Below are 23,044 nucleotides of genomic sequence, written 5' to 3' on the forward strand. Positions count from 1 at the left end.
GACTGGCGCCCAGCTCGTGTCGGGCGCTGTACGCTATTTGTAGCTTTGAACGCGCTCGACCTGCTTGCCGGCCATGGTGTCGTCGAAACGGGCCAGCAGCACATCGACCGCCTTGGTACCGATCTCGACCGCCGAGGGGTGGAATTTCTCGAAGTCCGCACCACTGAAAGCACTGGTGTCGATGACGATGACGGCCTTGGAATCACCCGGTTCGGCTTCCTTGACGGTCGAGTCCTTCCAGATCACCTCGCCCTTCTGGTTGTAGGCGACGGCGCCGATGGTGGCGGTGGCGCTGTAGCTCTTCTTGCCGAAGCTCAGGCCATTGATGTTGAAGCGGCCGCCGCCCGTGGAAATGCCAAAGGTCACCGTGACCCCGATCACGCCGTCTACCCCCAGGTCCTTGGCCAGCTGGGCGTACTTCTGCGGGTCCGAGTAGAACTTGTAGTTGCCGGCCACGTTCATGTCGGCGGAAATGAAGAGCACCTTCACGGCCCGCTCGTCTTCAGCCAGCGCCCGATAGGCCCGGTGATTGAGCACCCGAGACTCCGGCACCAGCGTGAACTGGCGCGATTTGCCCAGTGCCGAGATGATCTTGGGCTGCAGCTGGTTGATCAGCGGCTGGGTGTTGGCACCGGCGACCGCGTCGGCGCTCTTGAATGTGTCGGCCATGGACCGTTCGCCATGGAAGGTCTTGAGCGCGGCGATCGACACCACGGCAAAGCGCTTCTTGGCGCCAAAGGCCGTCTTGTCGACATCCGGCGCACCGGTGATCGCCATGGGCGAACAGCCCGCCAGCAGCCAGCCCAGCAACGTGGCGATCAGCAGTTTTCCACCTGTCTTGCCTGTGAACATGTTTTCTCCTTTGCTTTGTTGTAAGTTTGCCGGCGCGGGCGGGAACGGGGGCCGGCCGGAGACGTGCTGGCCTGGCAACAGTGCCCAGACAGCCACCAGGACCATAGCACCGCTTGCCACCCCATGTAACCGGCCGGTTACACCCCGGGAGGGGGTGGCTGACTTGTAGGAAAATCGCTGCATGAGCACCCGCCCCGTCCGTTCCCAGTACGAAGACTTCATGCGCCACGTGTACACCACGGGCGTACCCAAGACCGACCGCACCGGCACCGGCACACGTAGCGTGTTCGGCCACCAGATGCGCTTCGACCTCAAGGAAGGTTTCCCGCTGGTCACTACCAAGAAGGTGCACCTGCGCTCCATCATCCAGGAGTTGCTGTGGTTCCTCACGGGCTCGAGCAACAACAACTGGCTAAAGGAACGCGGTGTCTCGATCTGGGACGAATGGGCCCGGCCTGACGGCGACCTGGGCCCCGTCTACGGCGTGCAGTGGCGCAGTTGGCCCACACCCGACGGCGGCCACATCGACCAGATTGCCGAGGTCATCAAGACGCTCAAGAGCAACCCCGATTCGCGCCGCATCATCGTGAGTGCCTGGAACGTGGCCGAACTCAGCAAGATGGCACTCATGCCCTGCCACGCCTTTTTCCAGTTCTACGTGGCCGAGGGCAAGCTGAGCTGCCAGCTCTACCAGCGCAGCGCCGACATCTTCCTGGGCGTGCCCTTCAACATCGCCAGCTACGCGCTGCTCACACACATGCTGGCGCAGCAGTGCGATCTGGACGTGGGCGACTTCATCTGGACCGGCGGCGACTGCCACATCTACAGCAACCACCACGAGCAGGTGGAGTTGCAGCTGGGCCGCGCGCCCTACCCCTACCCCACGCTGAACATCAAGCGCCGGCCGGATTCGATCTTCGATTACCAGTTCGAGGACTTCGAGGTGCTGGACTACCAGTGTCACCCCGCCATCAAGGCACCGGTGGCCGTGTGATCACCCGTAAACAGCTCATCACCTTGATCGTCCTCACGCTGATGTGGGGCATCAACTGGCCGATGATGAAGTTCTCGCTGCGCGAGCTCTCGCCCATGTACTTCCGCGCGCTCACCATGACGGTCGGCGCGATTTTTCTCTACACCTGGTACCGGGCCCAGGGCCTGCGCATGCTGCCGCGCGGCGCCGAGTGGCGTTCCGTGCTCGCCATCGGCGCGCCCAATATGCTGGGCTGGCACACGATGTCCATCCTGGGCGTGAAGGAGCTGGCCTCGGGGCGCGCCGCCATCCTGGGGTTCACCATGCCGATCTGGACCGTGCTGATCAGCGTGCTCTTCCTGGGCGAGAAACTCACGCGCCGTGTGGCCGTCGCCGCGGTAGCCGTGGCCATCGCCATCGCCCTGCTGACCTCCAGCGAGTTCACGGCGCTCAGCGGCCGGCCCCTGGGCATCGTCTGGATGGAGATTGCCGCCGTCTGCTGGGCCATCGGCACGCTGCTGATGCGACGCGCCACCCTGACCCTGCCGGTGGAGACGCTCACGATCTGGACCATGATCCTGGCCAGCGCCTGCCTCTGGCTCATCGCCCTGGCCAGCGAGCCCTGGCCGAGCTGGCAATTCACCGGCCCCATGTGGGCCAGCCTGGCCTACGGCGCCTTCATCAACTACGGTTTTGCCCAGACCTTGTGGGCCGGCCTGGCGCGGCACCTGCCGCCATCCACCAGCGCCATGAGCATCATGGCCATCCCGCTGATCGGCGCCCTGAGCGCCACCGTCATCGTCGGTGAATGGCCTCATTGGCAGGATTACGTGGCCATCGTCTTCGTGATGCTGGCCATTGCCGCCGTGCTGCTGCCGCCGCGTTCCCGGAAAATACCCGCATGAAACTGCACCTCATCTTCGCCCGCGCCGCCAATGGCACCATCGGCAAGGACGGCGTGATGCCGTGGCACCTGCCCGAGGACCTGGCCCACTTCAAGCGCACCACCCTGGGCTGCCCCGTCATCATGGGCCGCAAGACCTGGGAATCGATCCCGGCGCGCTTTCGCCCCCTGCCCGGCCGCAGCAATGTGGTGGTAACGCGCCAGCCAGGCTGGTCGGCCGAGGGAGCGCGTGTAGCGCACTCGCTGCCCGAGGCCCTGGCCCAGTGCGGCGAGGTGACCGACGCCTGGATCATCGGCGGGGCCGAGATCTACAAGCAGGCCCTGCCCCTGGCCAGCAGCGCCGTGGTGACGGAGATCGACGCCACGTTCGACGGGGATGCTTTTGCGCCACAATTCGGACCCGAGTGGAAGGAAACGCAGCGCGAACGCCATGTTTCCTCCACCGGCCTGAATTTCAGTTTTGTCACTTACACGAATACACGAGGAGTCTGATATGTCCGGAGGCGGTTTTCACGTGCACGGCCCGCACGACCACGAACTCGAACACGCGCAACAGGGCGGCGGCCACGGCGACCATGGCGGCGGCATGACCAACCAGATCGCCATGTTCACGGCCATCATCGCCACGGTGGGCGCCATCTTCGCCTACATGGGCGGCGCCACCCAGGCCAATGCCGGCCTGTACAAGAACAACGCGGCGATCAAGAAGACCGAAGCTTCCAACCAGTGGAACTACTTCCAGTCCAAGAGCACCAAGCAGTCCCTGGCCGAGGTCTCGCGCGACCTGACCCCCAAGGAAAGCGAAAAAGCCAAGTACCAGGCCAAGATCGACCGCTACGAGAAGGAAAAGGGTGAGATCAAGGTCGATGCCGAGAAGCTCGAAGCCGACGCCACCGCCTGGGACAAGAAGAGCGATGAGCAGATGCACCTGCACCATCGCTGGGCCCAGGCCACCACGGTGCTGCAGGTCTGTATCGCGCTGGCCGCCATCGCCCTGCTGACGCGCAAGAAGTGGCTCGAGTACGCCATGTTTGCCGCTGGGGCGCTAGGCCTGGTCGTGGGCGGGCTGGCGGTGCTGCACATCTGATCGCAAGCCGTCGATGAGACTTGCCACCTGGAATGTCAATTCGCTCAACGTGCGGCTGCCGCAGGTGCTGGACTGGCTGACGGTCAACCCCGTCGACGTTCTGGCGCTCCAGGAGCTCAAGCTGACCGACGACAAGTTTCCCTTTGACGCTTTCACGGCGGCGGGCTATCAGGCCGAGAGTTTTGGCCAGAAGACTTACAACGGCGTGGCCCTGCTCACACGCACCCCGATGACAGCCGTGGTGCGCAACATCCCGGGCTTCGAGGACGAGATGGCGCGCGTGATCAGCGCCACGGTGAACGGCGTGCGTGTCATCGGCGCCTATTTTCCCAATGGCCAGGAGCCAGGTTCGGACAAGTTCGCCTACAAGATGCGCTGGCTCACGGCCCTGCACGACTGGCTGCGTTCCGAACTGGCCGCGTTTCCGAAACTGGTGCTCATGGGCGACTACAACATCACCTTCGACGACGCCGACGTCTGGGACCCGGTGGGCCTGAAGGACACCATCCACTGCACGTTGGAGGAACGTACGCATCTGCGCGCGCTGATCGACCTGGGTCTGACGGATTCGGTGCGTCTGTTCCCGCAGCCCGAGAAGAACTACTCCTGGTGGGACTACCGCCACATGGCCTTCCGCCGCAAGCAGGGCCTGCGCATCGATCACATCCTGATCAGCGAGGCGCTCAAGCCCCTGGCCACGGCCTGCGCCGTGGACCCCGCGCCGCGCAAGAACGAACGCCCCAGCGACCACGCCCCGGTGGTGTTGGAACTACAGGGACTGTGAAGCCGGCCGGGCGTACCGCATGTCCACGCTGGCCTACGCCCTCTTCCCCACTCCGCTGGGTCATTGCGGCGTCGCCTGGAACGAGCGTGCACTGACCTGTGTCAACCTGCCTGAGCAGGACGAGGCCGCTACACGTGCGCGCATGGCGCGTCGCTTCCCGGATTGCGATGAGGGTAGACCACCGCCTTTTGTGCAGGACGCCATCGCCGCCGTCACGGCCCTGCTCGAAGGCCATCCCGGCGAACCACGCGACCTCACGCACCTGCCGCTGGACATGGCCGGCGTGCCGCCCTTTCACCAGCGCGTCTACGAACTCGCACGACGCATCCCGCCGGGTGAGACCCTGACCTATGGTGAAGTGGCGCAGCGCCTGGGCGAACCGGGCGCGGCCCGCGCCGTAGGCCAGGCCCTGGGGGCCAACCCCTTTGCCCCCGTGGTGCCCTGCCACCGCGTGCTGGGCGCCCAGACGGGCACGGGTGGCTTCTCGGCCCATGGCGGGCTGTTGACCAAGCTGAAGATGCTGGAGATCGAGGGCGCCCGCTTCGGCGGCCCCGGGCTCTTCGACTGAGACCCAGCAGACAGCCCCGTGGTATTTATCGAGGGACGCCGTGGAACGGGCTTTGCCCGGCCACTGGCGTCGTCCCCCTTCGCGCAGCAGAAGGGGGAAGCGGCGCAGCCGCTCAGGGGGTTGGTCCCTATTCCTCCAGCCCCAACTCCTGGATCTTGCGGGTGATGGTGTTGCGGCCGATGCCCAGCTTGTGGGCAGCCTCGATGCGCCGGCCACGCGTGTTGTCCAGCGCCGTCAGGATGAGCTTGCGCTCGAAACGCTTCGTCAGTTCATCCCAGACATCCAGGCGCCCGCTGAGCAGCAGGGTCATGGCCTCGGCCTGCAGGCCGCTCTCCCAGTCGCCGGAAGAGGGCATGCCTGCTGCCGGCGAGGCCAGGGCCACGGGCTCCGGCGCACCTGTTGCCGCAGCAGATGGTGCGGCAACGGCAACGGCCTCACCAGGCCCCTGGCTGATCTCCGGGGGCAAGTCCTTGGGCTCGATCACCTGGGCCGGTGCCATGACGGTCAGCCAATGGCAGATGTTCTCCAGCTGGCGCACGTTGCCGGGGAAGCCGAAGCGCCCCAGCCGCTCCAGCGCCGCATCCGCAATGCGCTTGGGTTCGACGCCAAGCTGGCGCGCGCTCTGTTGCAGGAAATGGCGCGTGAGCATGGGCACGTCTTCGCGCCGCTCGCGCAGTGCCGGCAGGCGCAGGCGAATGACGTTGAGGCGGTGGAACAGGTCTTCGCGAAACACGCCTTCCTTGACGCGCTGCTCCAGGTCCTGGTGCGTCGCGGCGATCACACGCACATTGGCCTTGACCGCGCTGTGGCCACCGACACGGTAGAAGTGCCCGTCCGACAGCACGCGCAGCAACCGCGTCTGCAAATCAAAAGGCATGTCGCCGATCTCGTCGAGGAAGAGCGTGCCGCCATCGGCCTGCTCGAAACGGCCACGGCGCATGGTCTGGGCGCCCGTGAAGGCACCGCGTTCATGGCCGAACAATTCGCTCTCCAGCAGGTCCTTGGGGATCGCCGCCGTGTTGATGGCCACGAAGGGTCCGTTGGCCCGCGGTGAGTGCTTGTGCAGGGCACGCGCCACCAGCTCCTTGCCCGAACCCGATTCACCGGTGATCAGCACGGTGACATTGCTCTGCGAGAGTCGCCCGATGGCGCGGAACACGTCCTGCATGGCCGGGGCCTGACCCAGCATCTCGGGGGCTTCGTCGATGGTCTCCTGCGCCACCTCTTCGCGCTGGCTTTCCTCGACGGCGCGGCGGATCAGCTCGACCGCCTTGGGCAGGTCGAACGGCTTGGGCAGGTATTCGAAGGCCCCTCCCTGGAAGGCCGAAACGGCGCTGTCCAGATCTGAGAAGGCCGTCATGATGATCACGGGCAGGCCCGGATGGCGGGCCTTGACCTTCTCCAGCAGTTCCAGGCCGGAGCCGCCCGGCATGCGGATGTCGCTCACCAGCACCTGCGGGCCTTCGCCCTCCTCGTCCAGGGCGGCGAGCACCTCACGCGGGTTGGTGAAGCTGCGGGTGGGCATCTGCTCGCGTTGCAGCGCCTTCTCCAGAACGAAGCGTATGGACTGGTCATCGTCGGCGATCCAAATCGGCTTCATGTCGGCTACACCCTTAGGTCATGCTGCCTTTCTAGGGCAGCGGTATCAATATTTTGAAATCGGTCCGGCCCGGCTCGCTGTCGCACTCGATCAGGCCATGATGCTGCTGTACGAAGGTCTGTGCCAGCGTCAACCCCAGGCCGGAGCCGCCTTCCCGTCCCGACACCAGCGGGAAAAAGATGCGGTCCTTGATCGAGTCCGGCACGCCGGGCCCGTTATCGATGACATGCAATTCCAGTGCCAGCTTGTAGCGCTGCTTGCCGAAAGTGATCTGGCGGGCGATCCGGGTACGGAAGGTCAGGCGCGCATCACCGGCAGCGATGCGATCGGCCAACGCCTGGCAGGCGTTGTGCGCGATGTTGAGCACGGCCTGGATCAGCTGCTCACGGTCACCGCGGAACTCGGGAATGGAGGTGTCGTAGTCGCGCACCACACGCAGGCCCTTGGGGAATTCGGCCAGGATCAAGGAGCGCACCCGCTCGCAGACCTCGTGCATGTTCACGTCCCCCACGACATGCGGGCGCCGGTGCGGCGCCAACAGGCGGTCCACCAGGGTCTGCAGGCGGTCGGCCTCGTGGATGATCACACGCGTGTACTCGGTCAGCTGGCTGTCGATCTCCATCTCCAGCAGCTGGGCGGCGCCACGGATGCCGCCCAGGGGGTTCTTGATCTCGTGCGCCAGGTTGCGGATCAGCTCCTTGTTGGCCTGGGCCTGGTCCAGCAGGCGCTCTTCGCGCTCCTGGCGGGCCTGCTGCTCCAGCGGCAGCATCTCGATCAGGATGTCGCCCGGCTGGTCGGTCTGGGTCAGGATCACGTGCACCGGCAAGGGGTCGCGCCCGGAACGTTTCAGCCAGGCGTCGTAACGCAGGGCCGCAAACTCGTTGTCACGCAAACCGCCAAGGGCGGCAGCCAGGATCGCGGGCTCGGTGTAGTGCTCGGCCAGATCCGAACCTTCGATGCTGCGCCGGGACATGCCCAGCGCATCCTCGAGGGCGGCATTGGCATAAACCACTGCCGCGTCCCCGTGCACGACGGCGACGAGCGTGGCCAGAAGGTCAAAGGGCTGGAAGCGGCTGACGGAGGGGATGGCGGTCGGTTTCAAGCCGCCTATTTTGACTCAGGAAGGCGGTCGAGTTCGCGGCGCAGGCCGGCCTGGTCGCTTTCATTGCGCTCGATGCTGGCCTTGAGCTCGCTCACCCGATCCAGGTACTTCTGGTGGTTACGAAACTCGGGACCTGCTTTTTCCGGCTCGCCGTTGTTGTATTCCTGGAGCAGTTCGGCCTGGCGAGCCTCGGCCTTGCGCAATTCGGCTTCCAGGATCTGGCGGGCACCGACATCCCGCTGGCGCTGCTGCACGCCATCGACGCGCGAGCCATCCTGGTTGGCCGAAGCCACGCGGACCGACTCCGTCGTCATGCGCGGGCGTTGCACCACGGTGACGTTGCCGCCTTCGAGCAGCTTGCAGCCCTTCTGGCCGGGTTGCACGGTGTTGGTGTACTCATTGCCGCAACGGTAGATGCGGCCCTGGGCCTGGGCCAGATCGGCCACGGCCAGGCCTGCTACGAAAAACGTAGCTGTCAATGACATCAGTAAAGGCTTCTTCATAGGGTTCTCCGCGCATCGGAAATGCAGGGGCGGTCTGAGAGTATCGGCTATTCCTTTGATAAATCAAACCCCGAAAGTTCACGGAAAACAAAAAGGACGGCCGAAGCCGTCCTTTTTTTGCGACAGGCTGTAACGAATCACAGCCAGCGGTCGCCCCATTACAGGGAGTAGTACATGTCGTACTCGACCGGGTGTGGCGCCATGCGGAAGCGCGTGACTTCGCCCATTTTCAGCTCGATGTAGGCATCCAGCATGGAATCGGTGAACACGCCGCCCTTGGTCAGGAAGGAGCGATCCTTGTCCAGATAGTCCAGGGCCTGGTCCAGGCTGTGGCAGACGGTCGGCACCAGCTTGTCCTCTTCCGGGGGCAGGTGGTACAGGTCCTTGGTGGCGGCTTCGCCCGGATGGATCTTGTTTTCCACGCCGTCCAGACCGGCCATCATCAGGGCCGAGAAGCACAGGTAGGGGTTGGCAGACGGGTCCGGGAAACGTGCCTCGATGCGGCGACCCTTGGGGTTGGCCACGAAGGGGATGCGGATCGATGCGGAACGGTTGCGCGAGCTGTAGGCCAGCTTCACCGGGGCTTCGAAGCCGGGCACCAGGCGCTTGTAGCTGTTGGTGCCGGGGTTGGTGATGGCGTTCAGGGCACGGGCGTGCTTGATGATGCCGCCGATGTAGTACAGGGCGAAATCGCTCAGGCCGGCGTAGCCGTCACCGGCGAACAGGTTCTTGCCGTCTTTCCAGATGGACTGGTGCACGTGCATGCCGGAGCCGTTGTCGCCAGCGTAGGGCTTGGGCATGAAGGTGGCGGTCTTGCCGTAGGCGTTGGCCACGTTCCAGACCACGTACTTCAGGACCTGGGTCCAGTCGGCGCGCTGCACCAGCGTGCTGAACCGGGTACCGATTTCGTTCTGGCCGGCGCCGGCCACTTCGTGGTGGAACACTTCGACCGGGATGCCCAGGGATTCGAGAATCAGGGACATCTCGGCGCGCATGTCCTGCGTGCTGTCGACCGGGGGCACCGGGAAGTAGCCGCCCTTGGTGGTGGGACGGTGGCCGCGGTTGCCGCCTTCGAGCTGCTTGCCGCTGTTCCAGGGGGCTTCGTACTCGTCGATGGCGAACATCACGTTGCCGGGTTCGTTGGACCAGCGCACGCCGTCGAAGATGAAGAATTCGGGCTCGGGACCGAAATAGGCGGTGTCGCCGATGCCGGAAGCCTTCAAATAGGCCTCGGCGCGCTTGGCGATGGAGCGCGGATCGCGGTCGTAAGACTTGCCGTCGCTGGGCTCGACCACGTCGCACTGCAGGAACATCGTGGTCTCTTCGAAGAAGGGGTCGATGTTGGCGGTGTTGGGGTCGGGCATGAGCTGCATGTCCGAAGCCTCGATGCCCTTCCAGCCGGCGATGGACGAACCGTCGAAGGCGTGGCCCGAGCTGAATTTGTCTTCATCGAAGTGGGAAACCGGCACGGTCACGTGCTGTTCCTTGCCACGGGTGTCGGTGAAGCGGAAGTCAACGAACTTGACCTCGTTTTCCTTCACCATCTTCATCACGTCTGCGACGGTCTTGGCCATCTGGTACTCCTGGTAGGAAGGTTGATTAAAAGTTACGCAGGCACATGAATGCAGTTTCTGTGCCAATCCCGCTCGCGCCGGCTTGCGTCAAAGTCGGTATTTTGCCCTGAGTTTCAGGGCCTTCCAGATATCAGATGCGCACCAGAGCAGAAACTTTTCTCCGGACGACCTAATTTGGTGCAATAAAAATGCACCAAATTAGGTCATCAGCCATTGCGCACCAATTCAGGGCCAAGCTTGGCGCCCAGCTGGCCCAGGCCTTCAAGCAGCGCCGCATAAGCAGGCGGCGTCAGATCGGGGCCGCCCTTGACCCCCAGTTCAATGTGCCGGCCATGCTGCGGATGATCGACGCTGGGCAGGCTGAAGACCTTGACGCCGGCATGCCGCGCCTCGATAGCCTCCATCAGCGGCGTCAGCGTGGCCTCCATGGCCCCGTAGACGATGACGGACTGTTCGCACCAGGCGTTGCGGCGGAACAGCCCGGCGTAATGCGTGTCCAGCACCCACTCGATCATCGGCCAGGCCATCACCGGAAAGCCCGGCACGAAATGCACGGCACCCCGTCCGCCCGGGGACGCACAGCTGAACCCCGGAATCTTGTTGTACGGGTTGGGAATGATCTGCGCCCCAACAGGAAAGACACCCATGTTGAGGCGGTGCATGTTGTCCGGACGGTCCGGCACATAGGGCACGCCCTGTTCGCGCGCGACGTCCTGCATGCGTTCGCGGATCAGCAGCTCCGCCTGGGGATGCAGCGCGAGGTCCACGCCCAGGGCACGCGCCGCACATAGTCGCGTGTGGTCATCCGGTGTGGCACCGATGCCGCCACAGGAAAACACCACCCCGCCCGAGGCGAAGGCACGTGCCAGTGTGGCCGTGATGCGCTGCGGGTCGTCGCCCACGTAGTCGGCATGCGCGAGCTGCAGGCCGCGTGCCTGCAGCAACTCGATCACCTTGGGCAGGTGCTTGTCCGCACGTTTGCCCGAGAGGATCTCGTCACCGATGATGATCAGGCCGAAGGAGACGGATGCGTCAGACATGGGATCCGGTCGAAGTGTGGGCGTCCTGCAGGCCCGGTGGCTGGGTGGCTGTCGCCAAGGGCTCGGCGCGCAGGGCTGCCAGCGCCGCCAGGCTGTAGTGTGTGAACCAGAGCGAGGCAAAGATGAAGACGAAGGTGTAGATCCAGATCGCCAGGGGCACCAGCAGGGGAGCAAGCACCACCGCCATGGCCCCGACCGCCCAGATCAGCCCCGGCGCCGCCCCCATGTAGCCGCTGAACATGCCGATGGCCAGCAGCCAATAGCGATGACGGCGCATCAGTTCCACGCGTTCCTCCTCGCTGGCATGCTGTGCCAGCGCGTCGTAGACCATCACGCGCGACGTCAACCATCCCCAGACCAGGGGCGGCACGACGATCACCAGCGGAGGAATCAGCCACAGCGGCAGGGTCAGGACCAGGGCCAACAGCGCCAGCAGCGCCGAACCCAGGCCCTGCAGCAGGCTGCCCGCGAAGCTGCCACCGTGCCTTTGCGTCAGTGCGGCAAAGCGACGCTCGGCCACCAGCCTGACGATGGCCGGCATGGCCAGCCAGGCCACCACCAGCAGGGACAGCACGACCACCAGCGGCAGGACCAGCAGGATGAGCAGCAGTGGCGCCAGCACCGTGCGCAAATGGCCCATGGCCACGCTGTCGAGCCAGCGGAACAGGCTTTCCATCAGCGCCCAGTCAGACAGCCAGGCCTGCAGGCCCAGCACGGCCGGGTCCCAGAACAGCCAGAACAGGCCCACGCTCAGGACCGCGAGCAACAGCAAGGGCAGGAAGGACAAGGCGATCACGCGCGGCTGCAGGCAATAGGCCAGTGCGCGCCAGAAGGAGTCCAGGAAAAGCGTCATGTTCCAAGCATACCTTGGCGCATGTTTCAAACCTGTTTCAGGCCCGCCCCACCAGTCGCTTGAAGCCCAGCCATTGCTGCGCCCAGAAGCCGCGCCCGTAATCGCGTCCCTGTTCCACCTGGTCGCGGATGCCGGTCGGGTCGTAACGCAGTTCGAAGTTGGCCGTCCTGAACAGCATGTCCCACCAGGGCAGCAGCACGCCGAAGTTGTGCCCGCCGAGGACCTTGCCCGGCGATTCATGTCCGATGCCGATGCTGTGATGCACCCGGTGAAAGCGCGGGCTGATCCACAGGCGCTCGCCCCAGCGTCCGAAGGACAGGCGCAGGTTGGCGTGCTGGAAGCTTTCGCTGAGCTGGGTGAAAGCGACGATGGCCACGAACTGCCCCGGCGCCACGCCGATGAGCTGTGCCAGCGTGACCAGCAGCACGTCGCGGAGCAGGTCGTCGAGCAGGTGGTTGCGGTTGTCGCTCCACATCGTCATCTGGCGCTGCGAGTGATGCAGCGCATGCAGGCGCCACCACCATTCAAAATGATGCTGGCCACGGTGCAGCCAGTAGTCGAAGAAATCCATCACGACCAGATAGATCAGCAGGCTGACCAAAGGAAGATCTGTCACACCGGGCCACAGGTCGTCCAGGTGGAACGTCGGCAGGCCGGCTGCGCGCAAGATGCCGAAGAGGTCGTCCATCAGCGGCGTGAGCGTGAAGAACAGCACCAGCCGGAACAGGCCCAGGCGGTGAATCAGCGTGTAGAGCACGTCGGTGCGGATGGCCGCCCGATCGGCCACCGGCTCGACCGGGCGCCAGCGCTGCAGCGGCGCCATGACCGCCAGCATGACCACCAGTTGCAGCAGACCGACGAGCAGCCAGCCCGTGCCGCTGTAGGCGTCCTCCAGCCGGTTGCCCAGGCCGATGGCAAACACCACGGGTTGCACCAGCAACTCGAACAGCCACTGCTGCAGGGCGTCAAAGGCGTTCACCAGATGCTCCATGCCTTGCTCACTTCCCACGGGCTTCGCGCTGTGCGATCCAGCCCCGATAGTCCGGATGCTCGCGCAGGGTACGGAAACAGAAGCCCTGCTGCTTCAGCCCCGCAATCAGCGGCTCCAGCACCGCCGGGGCCCAGGGGTCCTGGCGCGACCAGATGCCCAGGTGCGCCACCAGCACGTCGCCGGGGCGGATGTCTCGCAGCGCCCTCTTGAGCAACATGTCGTTGGGGTATTTGTCGCTGGGCAGCTCATCCCCCAGGAAACCGGCGGGCGCCCAGCCCACGTGCCGATAGCCGCACTGGCGTGCGGCTACCAGCAGCGCCGGCGAGGTCTTGCCGCCGGGGGCGCGGAACAGCGGCAACGGCGCCTGGCCCGTGTGCTGCTGCAGGCGGGCGGACGCGGCGTCCAGCGCAGCGCAGTATTGCGCGGCCGTCCAGACCTGGTCCTGCCCCAGCTGCGGGCCGGCCGAGGCGCGCACGCGGAACTTCACGCTGCCATCGGCCTGCGGCAGATCGGCACGCCAATAGCTGTGGTCCAGGGTGTGGGAGGCGAAGGCGTGGCCTTCGGCGGCGCGTGCGCGCCACCAGGCAGCCCAGTGCGTGCCCAGACTGCCATCGCCCACCTGGGTGCGCTCATCGGCTGCGAAGAAGGTGACGCGCACCTGCTGACGTTGCAATACCTCCGCAATCCGGTCGGCTACGCCCATGTGGCCGGTATCGAAGGTCAGGTAGACCGGTTTGCTGCAAGGGGCGGTCGCAGGGCCGTTGGCCGAGGCCGGCAGTGCCAGCAGCGCCAGCACGAGGAAAACGATGCGGCTACTGGCGCGGCGCATGGTCCAGGGTCCAGACCCCGTGGGGCGATTTGCCGACCCGGATCTGGCGCACCACCTGGCGCGTGCCGGTGTCGATGACACTGAGCTTGCCGGCCCAGCGCGAAGCCAGCAGGATGTACTTGCCATCGGCCGTCAGGTCCATGCAATCGGGCCCGCTCGGGCCGGGGTACTCCTCGACCACGGTCATGGTCTTGTAATCGATCTTGCTGATGGTGTTGGCCACACGGTTGCTCACCAGCACGTGGCGCCGGTCGCCCACGGCGCGAAAGGCGTGTGCCCCCTTGCCGGTCGGGATCAGCTGCACGGCGGCCGGCACGGGCATGGCTAGGTCGTAGACCTCCACGCCCTCGCCCCCCGTCAGGCCGACGAGCAGGAAACGGTCATCCGGCGTGCCGAACACGTCGGCCGGCAGCGGGCCGGTCTTGATCCGCCACTTGAGCACCTGCTGCGGCAGGTCGATGGCCACCAGCTCGTCGCTGTCCTGCATGGTCACGTAGGCCGTGGTGCTCTTGCTGTCGATCCAGATATGGCTGGGCGTCTTGCCGGTGGGAATGCGCTTGGCCAGTGCCAGATCGCGACCATCCCAGCGGTAGATGTCGACGTGGTTGAGCCGGTTGGCCGCCGTCACGAACCACTGCATGTCGGGGGAGAAACGCAACTGGTAGGGGTCGAGAATGCCGCGCACGGTGCGTTGCACCTCGGCCGTACGCGGATCGACAAAGGTCAGCGAGTCACTGAAGGCATTGGCGATGATCAGCGACTTCTCGTCGGGTGTCAGATAGAGGTGGTGCGGTTCCTTGCCGGTGGCAAAGCGCTTGATGACCTTCCAGCTCACCGGGTCGATCACGCTGACATCGGCGTCCTTGGAGTTGAGCACAAAAATGGGTGCCGGCAGCGGCTGCGCCACGGACCAGCCGGCCGTCAGGGCCAGCCAGAGGACGAGGACACGGGGGAGAAACTTCGGCATGGAACACTCGCGACTATGGAGCTGCAAGTGTAGCGGCCGCGGTCCGGCCGCCCGTGGCCAGGGTTTGAGCCACATCAAGCCCCGGGCAGGGCCGGCCTCAGGACTGGATCAGCGCCAGGTCCGCCGCTTCGAGCCAGCGCCACTGGCCCGGGGCCAGGTCCGCCGGCAACTTGAGGCCGCCGATCTGCGAACGGTGCAAGGCCTCGACCCGGTTGCCCACGGCAGCCACCATACGCTTGACCTGATGGTACTTGCCGCCCGTCAGCGTCAGCCGCAGATACTGCGGGTCCGTGAGTTCGCAGGCGGCCGCGCGCACCGGACGGGGATCGTCGTCCAGCACCACCCCCGCCAACAGCTGCTGCAGCTCACGCTCGCCCGCCGGGTGCTTGAGCGTGACCTCGTAGACCTTGGGCACCGCATGGCGCGGCGAGGCCAGGCGGTGAATGAGCTGGCCGTCATCAGTCAGCAGCAGCAGGCCTGTGGTGTCCTGGTCCAGCCGGCCGATGGCCTGCACCCCCTGCACTGCGCTCTTGTTGGGGCGCTGGCGCAGCGGCGCGGGCAGCAAGGTATAGACGCTGGGCCATGCCGAAGGCTTTTGCGAGCATTCGATGCCGGCCGGCTTGTTCAGCATGATGCAGGCGCGCCGGTGGCAGACCCATTCCAGCCCCTGCACGCGCAAGCGCAGGCCTTCGTCATCGAACTCGGCCGTGGCATCGAGGCACACGGTCTCATGAACGGCCACATGCCCCTGCTGGATCAGACCGGCACAAACCCGGCGCGTGCCAAAACCCTGGGCGTAAAGAATGTCCTGCAACTGCATGAAAAGGTCTCAAGGGCACGGCTGGCACGGCCGTGGAATTCAAAAACTGTAGCGAATCAGCACGCTGACTCTGCAATCAGGGCCCGATTTCGTGCAAAAGTGCAGCCCAAAGCCCCTCTAACTTGCTCCAACTTCGCTTATCCGGTTCAGGATAGCGACCGTAGACCTTACACTTTTAGCAAACAACGATACCTTCGCATATGAACGGGTACACAGGGTGGATGATAGTCGCAGGACTGATGGCCGTGAGCGGCGCACTGGGTGCGTACGCCTATGCCATTCGCCTGAAAAAGCAGGAGCAGTCCAAGCGACGCATCCCGCGCAAATGGCCTCTGGTCGTGCGAGCCATGGTGAACAGCCGGGAGCGGCTCGTCTGGCGCTGGATGCTGCGCGCCTTCCAGGACCATCACGTCATGGTCAAGCTGCCGGTCACGCGCTTCACCATGCCGCAGGTCCGCGAAGAAGGCCAGCACTGGTTCCAGATCCTCGGTGGCGTCTATTGCACCTTCACCGTCTGCAACAACGATGGCCAGGTGGTCGGCTGTGTCGATGTACCGGGTCCGCAGGGCCTGTCGCTGAGCAACCAGACCCTCAAGCACACCCTGCTCTCCCAATGCAACGTTCGCTACTGGGTGGTCGATCCCGAGCACCTGCCCAGCGTCAGCACGATCCGCGCCGCCTTCCTCGGCGAACAAGCCGTGATGAAAGAGGAATTGGAGCGCGTACGTACCGAGACCGAGTTCAACCAGACACGCGCCAACCTCAAGGCGGCGCTGATCCGGCAGCGCAACAACCAGCCGACGGCCAGCGACTTCGCGCGGCTGGAAGCCCTGATGTCCGCCGACCCGCACAGCCACGACGCCTACGATAGCCAGCTCTCCACCACCTGGAAGCACGACTCCTTCGTCGCCCCGCTGGACAGCCGGTCCGGCGAACTCACGGAAGGCCGCTGAACACCCCCGGCCCGGCCGGGCATGAAAAAACCCCGACCGTCACCGGCCGGGGTTTTGTGTTTGGTGGGCTGGGGTCTACTGAATCATCGTCGTAGTTCTTTGTTTTAAAAAGACTTTCCAAGTTCAAGAAAATCTTTACACCCCCATTTGTACCCCCACAATGGTTCTACAACCCCAAGCTCCCACGTAAACGGGGCATGGCGTCACATCTCAACAGTGTCTGCGCAGCATCGCGGCCAGACTTTGAGCCGCATAGTGGCGATGCCTTAACGGGAAGTCTTCATCACCAGCTCTGGCAGCATCGTTATTGATCATCGAAAGATAGTCGCGACAGCACCAATAAACTCGGTCGTGTTGAGTTGCAAATTCATGGCCCCGGCGTACGAGCCAGCTTTGGTAATAGGCAACCATCACATCGACCAGTATCCCGTCTACATGCTCCTTGCACGAGGTCTTAGCTGCCTCGATCACAGCCAGTTCATCTCGTCGTCTCTTTAGCCCGTCGGCGACCAAACTCCACGACTTGCTCTGCAGTTCGGCTATCAGCGCATCTGCACTACTGACCGACTTGATCAAGCTGGCCAATACCCCGGCAAGCTGAGCGGCAGAAATCACGACTGGAAATGTATTGAACCGTGAACCCGGTCGCTCAAATACATCCTCGGCATGACGCAAGAACCAGAAATCGGAAAACCGGAGTTTGTCCACTTCAGGCCATGCATCCAGCGATGAGTGCTTGAGAGTATTCATTTCCGTTCGCATTTAGGTCAGTGGTGACCGCCCTTCACACAGGCAAGCCAAATCTCCTGCACAGCTTTCGATCTCTGCCCCACTTGATCCGGTCGGCCGCGGTGTAACGGCCGATTCACTTTTCTGTAACGGATCAGTCGTTACATCCAGGTCGAGGGCACACGCAATGCGACCAGAAGCCCCAAGCTAGGACTTGTCTGGCACCAGCTTGGTATGGCAATGCTTGCAAAGCCTGGCGTCAGCCCGCACGAGTTCCCGGCACTCTGGACAACGAACGTGCGTTTCAGGTGTCGGCTGATCCTCTGCTACAACGGCCCTGGGAGGGGCTTTCAAGAGCTTGACAGCCCACCAAGCCAGAAGTCCCGGTATAGCAAATGCTCCTATGTAGCTCCCGATAGACGGCGCGACAGTCTTCTGCAAAACGGAAAACGCCAGCAGCATAGCTGCTCCACTCAGAGCCAGCAGTACATAGCCAAGAACTCTCATATGAACTCCTTACAAGGATGTGTTTTTCTAGTCGAACACGCCTCAACGGCAATGCTCTCGCTTCACGTCGATTGATGTCAGTCGGCCGCCTGCCGAGCTATAGAGGCCGTAACGAATAACGGCGCCCGCTTCAAGCAAGGAGCGCGCCCTGGTACTTCCGCATAGAGACCGAACGGCGTCTGTACGCCCTTGCGAGTTGATATGCGTAAGCATCTCCTGGCTTACTGGGTGCAGCACCGTATAGTTCATAACGAGCACGCCACCCGGTCTAGCGAGAACCTTTTCCTGCCGCAGCCCCTCTCCCTGCATCCGGGGCAAGACTTTATTGACCTCGGCAACATATGGCTCCATGTATCGGGACAGCTGATCCGGCGTCATGGGCGCACTCTCAGCAAAGACTTGCACAGCGAATGCTGCGCCAAGAGCTGCGAAGATGGCAACTCTTGCCAGTTCGCTCTTGCTTGCAGATAACGTTTTCATATTCATCCCTCTGTGTAATAGAACTATTCGTGTGCACTCTTGGCTCGCTCAGCCAAGGTCGCGTGCAGATAGCACTGCCACAGCATCTCAATATGCGACCCCCGATAGGACTTTCCAGCTGGAGGCCTTTCTTGCTGTGCGAAGCCCTGCCCCAGCAGCCATTCATGGAACTGCTGGCGCAGTGGCTGCTCGTCGTCGATTGCTGTGATGCTCATGCGTTTCTCTCCTTGAAGAACTTATCTCGGATGCCGTCGGATGCGTTGGCCTCGCCCATGGTGGCGCAGTGCAGCTGCAGCACAGGGTCGTCGAAGATGGTGTCGCCCTGGGTGGGCTGGTAGCCGCCGGCCAGGTTCCACACCAATGGGGCGCGCACCTTGCGCATGACCTCGCGGTCACGCTGGCGCATCTCGGCGGTGGTGAGCAGGCCGCCCAGCGGGTCGTCGATATGCATGTCAGCCCCGGCCTGGTAGATCACCACGTCGCAGCCTTGCTCGTTCAGATCGTCGATGGCCTCGCCCAGCCAGTGGAAGAACTCGATGGCCTGCCCTTCGGGGCAAAAGTATTGGCCGGCGGTGTGGTGCACCACGTGCGCGGCCAGCGCCTTGTTGTGCGCCAGGATGTCGGTGGTGCCGTTGCCGTAGTGGAAGTCGCAGTCCAGGATGCCGACGGTGGCGCCGGGGTTGGCCTGGATGAACTTGGCAGCGGCCACGGCCAGGCCGTTGAAGGTGCAGTAGCCCTCGCTAAAAGCATAGCCAGCGTGGTGGAAGCCCGAGGTGGGCGAGCACACGGCCTGCGGGTGCAGAGGCGCGGCCAGGGTGGCAGCCACGAGCGAGCCTACGGTCCACAGGCAAGCATCGGCCACGCGCGGGTCGTTGTTGCCGAAGCCGTTGGGCGTGCGGCCGTCGAATACGGCATCTACGTGGGCCGGGTCGTGTGCGAGGCACAGGTCGTCGCGGGTGACGGGCTTGAAGGGCTCGACGCCCAGCGGACGGTAATGGTGCAGCATCAACTCCATGAAGCGCGCTGGCTTGCCGGCAGACTTCGAGAAAGAGTCGACGCTCGGCACAGACTGCCTGGAGTCGTAGAAGATGGGGCCGATCATGCGTGCCCCTTCACTGCTTGATTGCAGAAGCAATCAGATCGGCCATCGCATTCAGCCCGCTCTTATCGCAGGTGAACTGCACCAGCCGCCGTCGCTCATTCGGGTTCCTGGCGGTGAGCACCTGGCTGAGCAGCTCGACGCTGTAGTGGCCGGCGGGCACCTCGGTGGGGGTGATTTCAGCGTGCAGCACGTAGCTGTCGGTGCTGATGATCTTTGCCATGACTTTCTCCTTGATGGGTTGCAGAACGTTTCCCGGCATCCCCAGCCACGGCGAAGCTCGCACAGTTGCATGTAGACGCAGTTGTGCCAGCCCCGCCGCATATGCAGGGTGATGTCAAATAAAGTTGTGGGAAGCCGCTCAGGTCTGTCGGCTGTTTCGCGTTCGCAAACTCATCAAAGTCTCTCCAAAGGTCACTATCGAAAGTGGCTTCCGACAGTTCGGAGAGCCGCCTCTTTAGCCAGCATTTATGAGTCGCCCCGGCAATTTGTCGATCAAATCCGGCGACGGCCTGTTACCAGGCCAGAAAACAAAAAACCCACTTGCGCAGCAGCTCAAGTGGGTAGTTCACTTTAGCTGCATGTTTAACGTGCCCGCAAGCTGAATAAATCAAATCGGCACAAGAAAACTATAACCGCATGGTTCTGCACCGTCAATAGGCGGCGCTGCAGGTCGTTGCGCTTAGACCGCCGGGCGACCCGGACCCGATTACCAAAGAGTCATAGAAGCAAGGTGTTATCTACCGCAAGGCCATTGCTGGACTGGGAACAATCCCCACTGGTTCGCTCGAAGGCGCATCCAAACCCAAATCGCAGAGGCGACCCGCGTAGGACGGACTACGCGCAGGCAGATAACGCTCGAATAATATGACGCTGCGTCATAGACGTCAAATTCGAGTCTGACACGCGAGCGGCAATCTGGAGCAGGTCAGAGTGAACCCCTGGCCGTTTATGACGCTTAGAAAGCGTCTTTGAAGCCGGCAGCAGCCCAGAGCCATCTCTATTGAACTGCGCAAGCCAAGGTTCAGACATGCCTCTCCACTGCATCACGCATTCCTGCAGCTTCGCCCACCACTACATCCCAAGCCCAGGTTCCAAAGCCGCCATGCGCGTTGACGGCTTTGACCCAAAGGTCAAGCGCAGCCCGCTTGGCCTGATCCTGTGGCGAGTCCACGCCCTTGATCTCCAGCACCAGGTTCTTGCCGGAGGAGTAGCGGATGAGGAAGTCCGGGATGTACTTGCGCTTCGAGCCGTTCCACAGGTAGAAGATGTTGAAGCCGAGGTGGTCGTTCTTCACCCAAGCAGCCACCTTGGGGTGAGCTTCCACAATGTTGGCTGCGTACTTTTCCCAACTGCTGTCCACCACGATGTGGCTGATCTGGCAGTGCTGAGTCGGCTCCGTCACCTTGGTCGTGTACCAGGTCCGCATGTCGCGCGTCGAACCGATGGGGCGCTCGCCGTCAAACACCGGCTCAAGCCGGGCAGTGTTCTGCTCGATCACGTACTGCATGAGGTGCTGCGTGATCTGGTCGATGTGCAGCGAGAGCAGGATACGCTTGCGTAGCGGCTCTTGATGGAACAGCGAGGGGATGACGATCTTGTCTGAGGTCAGGAATTGCTCGACGAGCTTGACCAACTGAAACAGCAGGTACTCGCGCTGGCCCTTGAACTGGTCTTGGAGCCGCTCATAGGCCCGCTGCGCAGCCTTGAACACCATGCGCTGCATCCGGAACTCTTCGGGCAGCTTCTCCAGGTCGATGTTGCGCACCTGGCTCCAGTCAGCCGCACCACCCAGGGCAGGCGCGATGTCGGCATTCAGGGCAATGGTGGCCGGGTCGATGGTCAAGGGCTGGACCTTGCTCCACTCCACCACAAGCTGCGGCCGAACCACCTGGTCCACGCGCAGGATGTTGGGCCACTTGATCTCGTAGACGTTTCGGGCGGAGAGCGATTCGATCTGGGTGCTCGGCTTGGGTGGCGGAGGGCTGGTGCCACCTTCTCCGGGCTGCAAAGCAATCGACAGTGGTACTCCGAACACGTTGACGAACTCGGGCAGGTATAAGCCGTTCGCGTCCATGTCGTAGGACACGCGGCGCAGGCCCCGGCCGATGACCTGCTCGCACAGCAACTGGCTGGTGAAGGCACGCAAGCCCATGATATGCGTCACGTTCTTGGCGTCCCAACCTTCGGAGAGCATCGCCACGGAGATGACGTTCTGCAACTCCTGGCCCGGCTGGCCGCGCTTGCCCACCGTGTCAACCAGCTCGCGCAGTAGTTCTTCTTTCTTCAGGCCGTCCAGGCGCTCCTTGCGTTCGGCAGGAATGCTGGCGGCCTCCACAATGCTGCGCAGGCGCTGGTCATAGTCCTTGTCGGAGGCTGCTGTCTCGCCGATCTCAGCCTTCTCCAGCACCCTGGAATCCACGCGGAGAGTCCTGGCCGGGTTATGCAGCTCGGGCCAATGCGCTTTGCCGGTGGTGAAGTAATGCTCCACGCGGGCGGCCGTCTCTGTGCGGTTGCACACGGTCAGCAGAACGGGCGGTGATGCGTGCCCCGCATCGCGCCACTCCCTAGCCGTCTCACGCCAGTCGGCACCGAGCAACGTGTAAGCCTGTTGCACCAGGGCTGGCAGGGGTTCGTGAGGCTCCGCGCCACGGCGGTTCAGGTCTTCGGCCACCTCCACCTCGCGGTAGATGTGATAAAGCTTGGGGCGCAGGGTCTGCGCGTTCGGCAGCGCATCGTCCCGCACCACCACGCGCGGTGTCTTCACCAAGCCCGCCTCGATGGCGTCGTTTAGACCAAAGTCGGAAACCACCCAGTTGAACAGTCCGGCCTCGGTGTTCGTGCGTCCGGTCGGGGCGAAGGGGGTTGCAGAAAGGTCGTAGCAGCGGGTAATGCGCCGGGTCTTGTGCAGACGGTCCAGCCCCTCCACCCAACGTGTGGCCTCGTCCAGGTCTAGGCCAAGGGCGTCAGCTTCAGCCTTGCTGATCTTCACGTCTGCCGGCGTACGGTAGGCGTGGTGCGCCTCGTCGTTGATGACGACGATGTCTTTATAGGTGGCCAGCTTGCCCAGCACGCGGCGGGTGAAGGCTTCGTCGCCCTCCGCACCCTTCTTCACCACGGAGCGGGCTTGCTGCTTCAGCGGCATCAAGGTGTGCCAGTTCTCGATCAGGATGTCTGCCTGGTTGAGCTTCTGGCGCAGGCTCTCCGAAGGGCAAAGCACAAAGCTATCGTAGTAATTGGCCGGGTCGCCCGGTTGCAGCACGCGCAGGCGGTCTTTCACCGTCAGGCCAGGGGCCACCAAGAAGACGGCTGAAGAGTATTTGCGTGGCGACTTCGGGTAGGTCAGCGCATTCAGCACCTGCCAGGTGATGATCATGGCCATCACCGTGGTCTTGCCCGAGCCGGTGGCCATCTTGTTGCACAGCCGCTCGAACGGGCCGCCGTCACCCTGTACGCCGATGCCCTGACGGTACTCAGGCTGGGCCTCGGTGTACCAGATCAGCGTCTCAATGGCTTCGAGCTGGCAGAAGTAAAACGGGTACTGCCGGCCAGAGACACGGTCAAGGTCCCACCAGTAGTTCAGCAGCTCTATGGTGATAGCCGTCGCGCCAGGCCAGCCCGCACTTCGCCAATCGGCAACGCGCTGGCGTATGTCGTCCACCAAGGGTATGGGCACCTGGCGACGGGTGTTCTCCCGCGTGTCGATGATCTCGTAGCCAGCCGGGCGACGCTTCGCCTCGATGCGCAGGGTTCGGTCAGTGTTCTCCGCCCAGAACTGTTGCGGCTCAACAAACGGCGAGTTGATGATGAGTGAGGAAGGCGCGCTCAT

Annotated in this window: 24 protein-coding genes and 1 riboswitch; of the genes, 7 read left to right on the top strand and 17 right to left on the bottom strand. The window is 63.4% G+C overall.

Translation table 11 applies throughout. The features are described from left to right. Nucleotides 1-33: 33 nt before the first annotated feature. A complete protein-coding gene (locus AO057_RS14540; protein ID WP_057676626.1) occupies nucleotides 34-852 on the bottom strand; it encodes a hypothetical protein in 819 nt (272 codons plus the stop codon). Nucleotides 853-1,033: 181 nt separating this feature from the next. Between AO057_RS14540 and AO057_RS14545 the strand changes: the two genes are divergently transcribed. From AO057_RS14545 to AO057_RS14570, 6 genes are read left to right on the top strand one after another with little or no spacing between them, the layout of a single operon-like run. Then, nucleotides 1,034-1,846: a thymidylate synthase gene (locus AO057_RS14545; protein WP_057676627.1), complete on the top strand. Its 813-nt coding sequence runs from the start codon at nucleotides 1,034-1,036 to the stop codon at nucleotides 1,844-1,846. Next, nucleotides 1,843-2,730 (top strand): DMT family transporter, encoded by an 888-nt coding sequence (locus AO057_RS14550; RefSeq protein ID WP_082605576.1) that lies wholly within the window; start codon nucleotides 1,843-1,845, stop codon nucleotides 2,728-2,730. Before AO057_RS14545 ends, AO057_RS14550 begins: the two co-directional genes overlap by 4 nt. Next, nucleotides 2,727-3,221: a dihydrofolate reductase gene (locus tag AO057_RS14555; RefSeq protein ID WP_057676628.1), complete on the top strand. Its 495-nt coding sequence runs from the start codon at nucleotides 2,727-2,729 to the stop codon at nucleotides 3,219-3,221. The genes AO057_RS14550 and AO057_RS14555 overlap by 4 nt, the downstream gene beginning before the upstream one ends. Nucleotide 3,222: 1 nt before the next feature. Then, the gene (locus AO057_RS14560) at nucleotides 3,223-3,816 is read left to right on the top strand and encodes a DUF4337 domain-containing protein (protein WP_057676629.1); all 594 of its coding nucleotides are present in this window, start codon (nucleotides 3,223-3,225) and stop codon (nucleotides 3,814-3,816) included. A gap of 13 nt (nucleotides 3,817-3,829) precedes the next feature. Next, nucleotides 3,830-4,600 (top strand): exodeoxyribonuclease III, encoded by a 771-nt coding sequence (locus AO057_RS14565; RefSeq protein ID WP_057676630.1) that lies wholly within the window; start codon nucleotides 3,830-3,832, stop codon nucleotides 4,598-4,600. A gap of 19 nt (nucleotides 4,601-4,619) precedes the next feature. Further along, the gene (locus AO057_RS14570) at nucleotides 4,620-5,168 is read left to right on the top strand and encodes a methylated-DNA--[protein]-cysteine S-methyltransferase (protein ID WP_057676631.1); all 549 of its coding nucleotides are present in this window, start codon (nucleotides 4,620-4,622) and stop codon (nucleotides 5,166-5,168) included. 127 nt (nucleotides 5,169-5,295) lie between these two features. Here the strand turns inward: AO057_RS14570 and ntrC are convergent, their stop codons facing one another. The 10 genes from ntrC to AO057_RS14620 form a co-directional block, all read right to left on the bottom strand. Next, nucleotides 5,296-6,768: a nitrogen regulation protein NR(I) gene (ntrC, locus tag AO057_RS14575; protein ID WP_057676632.1), complete on the bottom strand. Its 1,473-nt coding sequence runs from the start codon at nucleotides 6,766-6,768 to the stop codon at nucleotides 5,296-5,298. A gap of 31 nt (nucleotides 6,769-6,799) precedes the next feature. Further along, entirely contained in the window at nucleotides 6,800-7,870 is a 1,071-nt protein-coding gene (glnL, locus tag AO057_RS14580; RefSeq protein WP_057676633.1) for a nitrogen regulation protein NR(II), read from the bottom strand. 5 nt (nucleotides 7,871-7,875) lie between these two features. After that, nucleotides 7,876-8,355 carry a hypothetical protein gene (locus AO057_RS14585; protein WP_057677317.1) on the bottom strand — a complete coding sequence of 160 codons (480 nt, stop codon included), beginning with the start codon at nucleotides 8,353-8,355 and terminating at the stop codon, nucleotides 7,876-7,878. Nucleotides 8,356-8,531: 176 nt separating this feature from the next. Continuing rightward, complete coding sequence (gene glnA, locus AO057_RS14590) at nucleotides 8,532-9,947, bottom strand: type I glutamate--ammonia ligase (protein WP_057676634.1); 1,416 nt, start codon at nucleotides 9,945-9,947, stop codon at nucleotides 8,532-8,534. Between the two features lie 206 nt (nucleotides 9,948-10,153). Further along, nucleotides 10,154-10,987, bottom strand: a complete 834-nt coding sequence (locus AO057_RS14595) for a competence/damage-inducible protein A (RefSeq protein ID WP_057676635.1) — start codon at nucleotides 10,985-10,987, stop codon at nucleotides 10,154-10,156. Further along, nucleotides 10,980-11,840: an EI24 domain-containing protein gene (locus tag AO057_RS14600; RefSeq protein WP_057676636.1), complete on the bottom strand. Its 861-nt coding sequence runs from the start codon at nucleotides 11,838-11,840 to the stop codon at nucleotides 10,980-10,982. Before AO057_RS14600 ends, AO057_RS14595 begins: the two co-directional genes overlap by 8 nt. A gap of 37 nt (nucleotides 11,841-11,877) precedes the next feature. Further along, on the bottom strand, nucleotides 11,878-12,831 hold the full coding sequence (locus AO057_RS14605; RefSeq protein ID WP_057676637.1) for a sterol desaturase family protein: 954 nt from the start codon (nucleotides 12,829-12,831) through the stop codon (nucleotides 11,878-11,880). A 7-nt stretch (nucleotides 12,832-12,838) separates the two neighbouring features. Continuing rightward, nucleotides 12,839-13,660, bottom strand: a complete 822-nt coding sequence (locus tag AO057_RS14610; RefSeq protein ID WP_057676638.1) for a polysaccharide deacetylase family protein — start codon at nucleotides 13,658-13,660, stop codon at nucleotides 12,839-12,841. Further along, the gene (locus AO057_RS14615) at nucleotides 13,644-14,627 is read right to left on the bottom strand and encodes a YVTN family beta-propeller repeat protein (RefSeq protein WP_057676639.1); all 984 of its coding nucleotides are present in this window, start codon (nucleotides 14,625-14,627) and stop codon (nucleotides 13,644-13,646) included. The genes AO057_RS14610 and AO057_RS14615 overlap by 17 nt, the downstream gene beginning before the upstream one ends. Nucleotides 14,628-14,724: 97 nt before the next feature. Then, a complete protein-coding gene (locus AO057_RS14620; protein WP_057676640.1) occupies nucleotides 14,725-15,447 on the bottom strand; it encodes a 16S rRNA pseudouridine(516) synthase in 723 nt (240 codons plus the stop codon). 221 nt (nucleotides 15,448-15,668) lie between these two features. Between AO057_RS14620 and AO057_RS14625 the strand changes: the two genes are divergently transcribed. Further along, nucleotides 15,669-16,400 carry a hypothetical protein gene (locus AO057_RS14625; protein ID WP_156404561.1) on the top strand — a complete coding sequence of 244 codons (732 nt, stop codon included), beginning with the start codon at nucleotides 15,669-15,671 and terminating at the stop codon, nucleotides 16,398-16,400. Nucleotides 16,401-16,610: 210 nt separating this feature from the next. Here AO057_RS14625 and AO057_RS17860 read toward each other — a convergent pair whose 3' ends face one another. The 6 genes from AO057_RS17860 to AO057_RS14645 all read right to left on the bottom strand — a co-directional run bounded on the left by AO057_RS17860 (nucleotide 16,611) and on the right by AO057_RS14645 (nucleotide 23,044). After that, nucleotides 16,611-17,150, bottom strand: coding sequence for a hypothetical protein (locus AO057_RS17860; protein ID WP_156404562.1), 540 nt, complete (start codon nucleotides 17,148-17,150; stop codon nucleotides 16,611-16,613). A 528-nt stretch (nucleotides 17,151-17,678) separates the two neighbouring features. Further along, nucleotides 17,679-18,116: a hypothetical protein gene (locus AO057_RS17865; protein ID WP_156404563.1), complete on the bottom strand. Its 438-nt coding sequence runs from the start codon at nucleotides 18,114-18,116 to the stop codon at nucleotides 17,679-17,681. 23 nt (nucleotides 18,117-18,139) lie between these two features. Further along, complete coding sequence (locus AO057_RS14630) at nucleotides 18,140-18,331, bottom strand: hypothetical protein (RefSeq protein WP_057676642.1); 192 nt, start codon at nucleotides 18,329-18,331, stop codon at nucleotides 18,140-18,142. After that, nucleotides 18,328-19,218 carry an arginase family protein gene (locus AO057_RS14635; RefSeq protein WP_057676643.1) on the bottom strand — a complete coding sequence of 297 codons (891 nt, stop codon included), beginning with the start codon at nucleotides 19,216-19,218 and terminating at the stop codon, nucleotides 18,328-18,330. Before AO057_RS14635 ends, AO057_RS14630 begins: the two co-directional genes overlap by 4 nt. Nucleotides 19,219-19,228: 10 nt before the next feature. After that, nucleotides 19,229-19,438 (bottom strand): hypothetical protein, encoded by a 210-nt coding sequence (locus AO057_RS14640; protein WP_057676644.1) that lies wholly within the window; start codon nucleotides 19,436-19,438, stop codon nucleotides 19,229-19,231. A 329-nt stretch (nucleotides 19,439-19,767) separates the two neighbouring features. After that, nucleotides 19,768-19,847, bottom strand: a riboswitch (SAM riboswitch). A gap of 392 nt (nucleotides 19,848-20,239) precedes the next feature. Next, on the bottom strand, nucleotides 20,240-23,044 hold the full coding sequence (locus tag AO057_RS14645; protein ID WP_057676645.1) for a BPTD_3080 family restriction endonuclease: 2,805 nt from the start codon (nucleotides 23,042-23,044) through the stop codon (nucleotides 20,240-20,242).

This window comes from Curvibacter sp. PAE-UM (assembly GCF_001432305.1).
Classification (GTDB): domain Bacteria; phylum Pseudomonadota; class Gammaproteobacteria; order Burkholderiales; family Burkholderiaceae_C; genus Hylemonella.

Coding starts and splice junctions, on each gene's coding strand:
- AO057_RS14540 (WP_057676626.1), bottom strand. CDS start 852: ATGTTCACAGGCAAGACAGGTGGAAAACTGCTGATCGCCACGTTGCTG.
- AO057_RS14545 (WP_057676627.1), top strand. CDS start 1,034: ATGAGCACCCGCCCCGTCCGTTCCCAGTACGAAGACTTCATGCGCCAC.
- AO057_RS14555 (WP_057676628.1), top strand. CDS start 2,727: ATGAAACTGCACCTCATCTTCGCCCGCGCCGCCAATGGCACCATCGGC.
- AO057_RS14560 (WP_057676629.1), top strand. CDS start 3,223: ATGTCCGGAGGCGGTTTTCACGTGCACGGCCCGCACGACCACGAACTC.
- AO057_RS14565 (WP_057676630.1), top strand. CDS start 3,830: ATGAGACTTGCCACCTGGAATGTCAATTCGCTCAACGTGCGGCTGCCG.
- AO057_RS14570 (WP_057676631.1), top strand. CDS start 4,620: ATGTCCACGCTGGCCTACGCCCTCTTCCCCACTCCGCTGGGTCATTGC.
- ntrC (WP_057676632.1), bottom strand. CDS start 6,768: ATGAAGCCGATTTGGATCGCCGACGATGACCAGTCCATACGCTTCGTT.
- AO057_RS14585 (WP_057677317.1), bottom strand. CDS start 8,355: ATGTCATTGACAGCTACGTTTTTCGTAGCAGGCCTGGCCGTGGCCGAT.
- glnA (WP_057676634.1), bottom strand. CDS start 9,947: ATGGCCAAGACCGTCGCAGACGTGATGAAGATGGTGAAGGAAAACGAG.
- AO057_RS14595 (WP_057676635.1), bottom strand. CDS start 10,987: ATGTCTGACGCATCCGTCTCCTTCGGCCTGATCATCATCGGTGACGAG.
- AO057_RS14600 (WP_057676636.1), bottom strand. CDS start 11,840: ATGACGCTTTTCCTGGACTCCTTCTGGCGCGCACTGGCCTATTGCCTG.
- AO057_RS14605 (WP_057676637.1), bottom strand. CDS start 12,831: ATGGAGCATCTGGTGAACGCCTTTGACGCCCTGCAGCAGTGGCTGTTC.
- AO057_RS14610 (WP_057676638.1), bottom strand. CDS start 13,660: ATGCGCCGCGCCAGTAGCCGCATCGTTTTCCTCGTGCTGGCGCTGCTG.
- AO057_RS14615 (WP_057676639.1), bottom strand. CDS start 14,627: ATGCCGAAGTTTCTCCCCCGTGTCCTCGTCCTCTGGCTGGCCCTGACG.
- AO057_RS14620 (WP_057676640.1), bottom strand. CDS start 15,447: ATGCAGTTGCAGGACATTCTTTACGCCCAGGGTTTTGGCACGCGCCGG.
- AO057_RS14625 (WP_156404561.1), top strand. CDS start 15,669: ATGATAGTCGCAGGACTGATGGCCGTGAGCGGCGCACTGGGTGCGTAC.
- AO057_RS17860 (WP_156404562.1), bottom strand. CDS start 17,150: ATGAATACTCTCAAGCACTCATCGCTGGATGCATGGCCTGAAGTGGAC.
- AO057_RS17865 (WP_156404563.1), bottom strand. CDS start 18,116: ATGAAAACGTTATCTGCAAGCAAGAGCGAACTGGCAAGAGTTGCCATC.
- AO057_RS14630 (WP_057676642.1), bottom strand. CDS start 18,331: ATGAGCATCACAGCAATCGACGACGAGCAGCCACTGCGCCAGCAGTTC.
- AO057_RS14635 (WP_057676643.1), bottom strand. CDS start 19,218: ATGATCGGCCCCATCTTCTACGACTCCAGGCAGTCTGTGCCGAGCGTC.
- AO057_RS14640 (WP_057676644.1), bottom strand. CDS start 19,438: ATGGCAAAGATCATCAGCACCGACAGCTACGTGCTGCACGCTGAAATC.
- AO057_RS14645 (WP_057676645.1), bottom strand. CDS start 23,044: ATGAGCGCGCCTTCCTCACTCATCATCAACTCGCCGTTTGTTGAGCCG.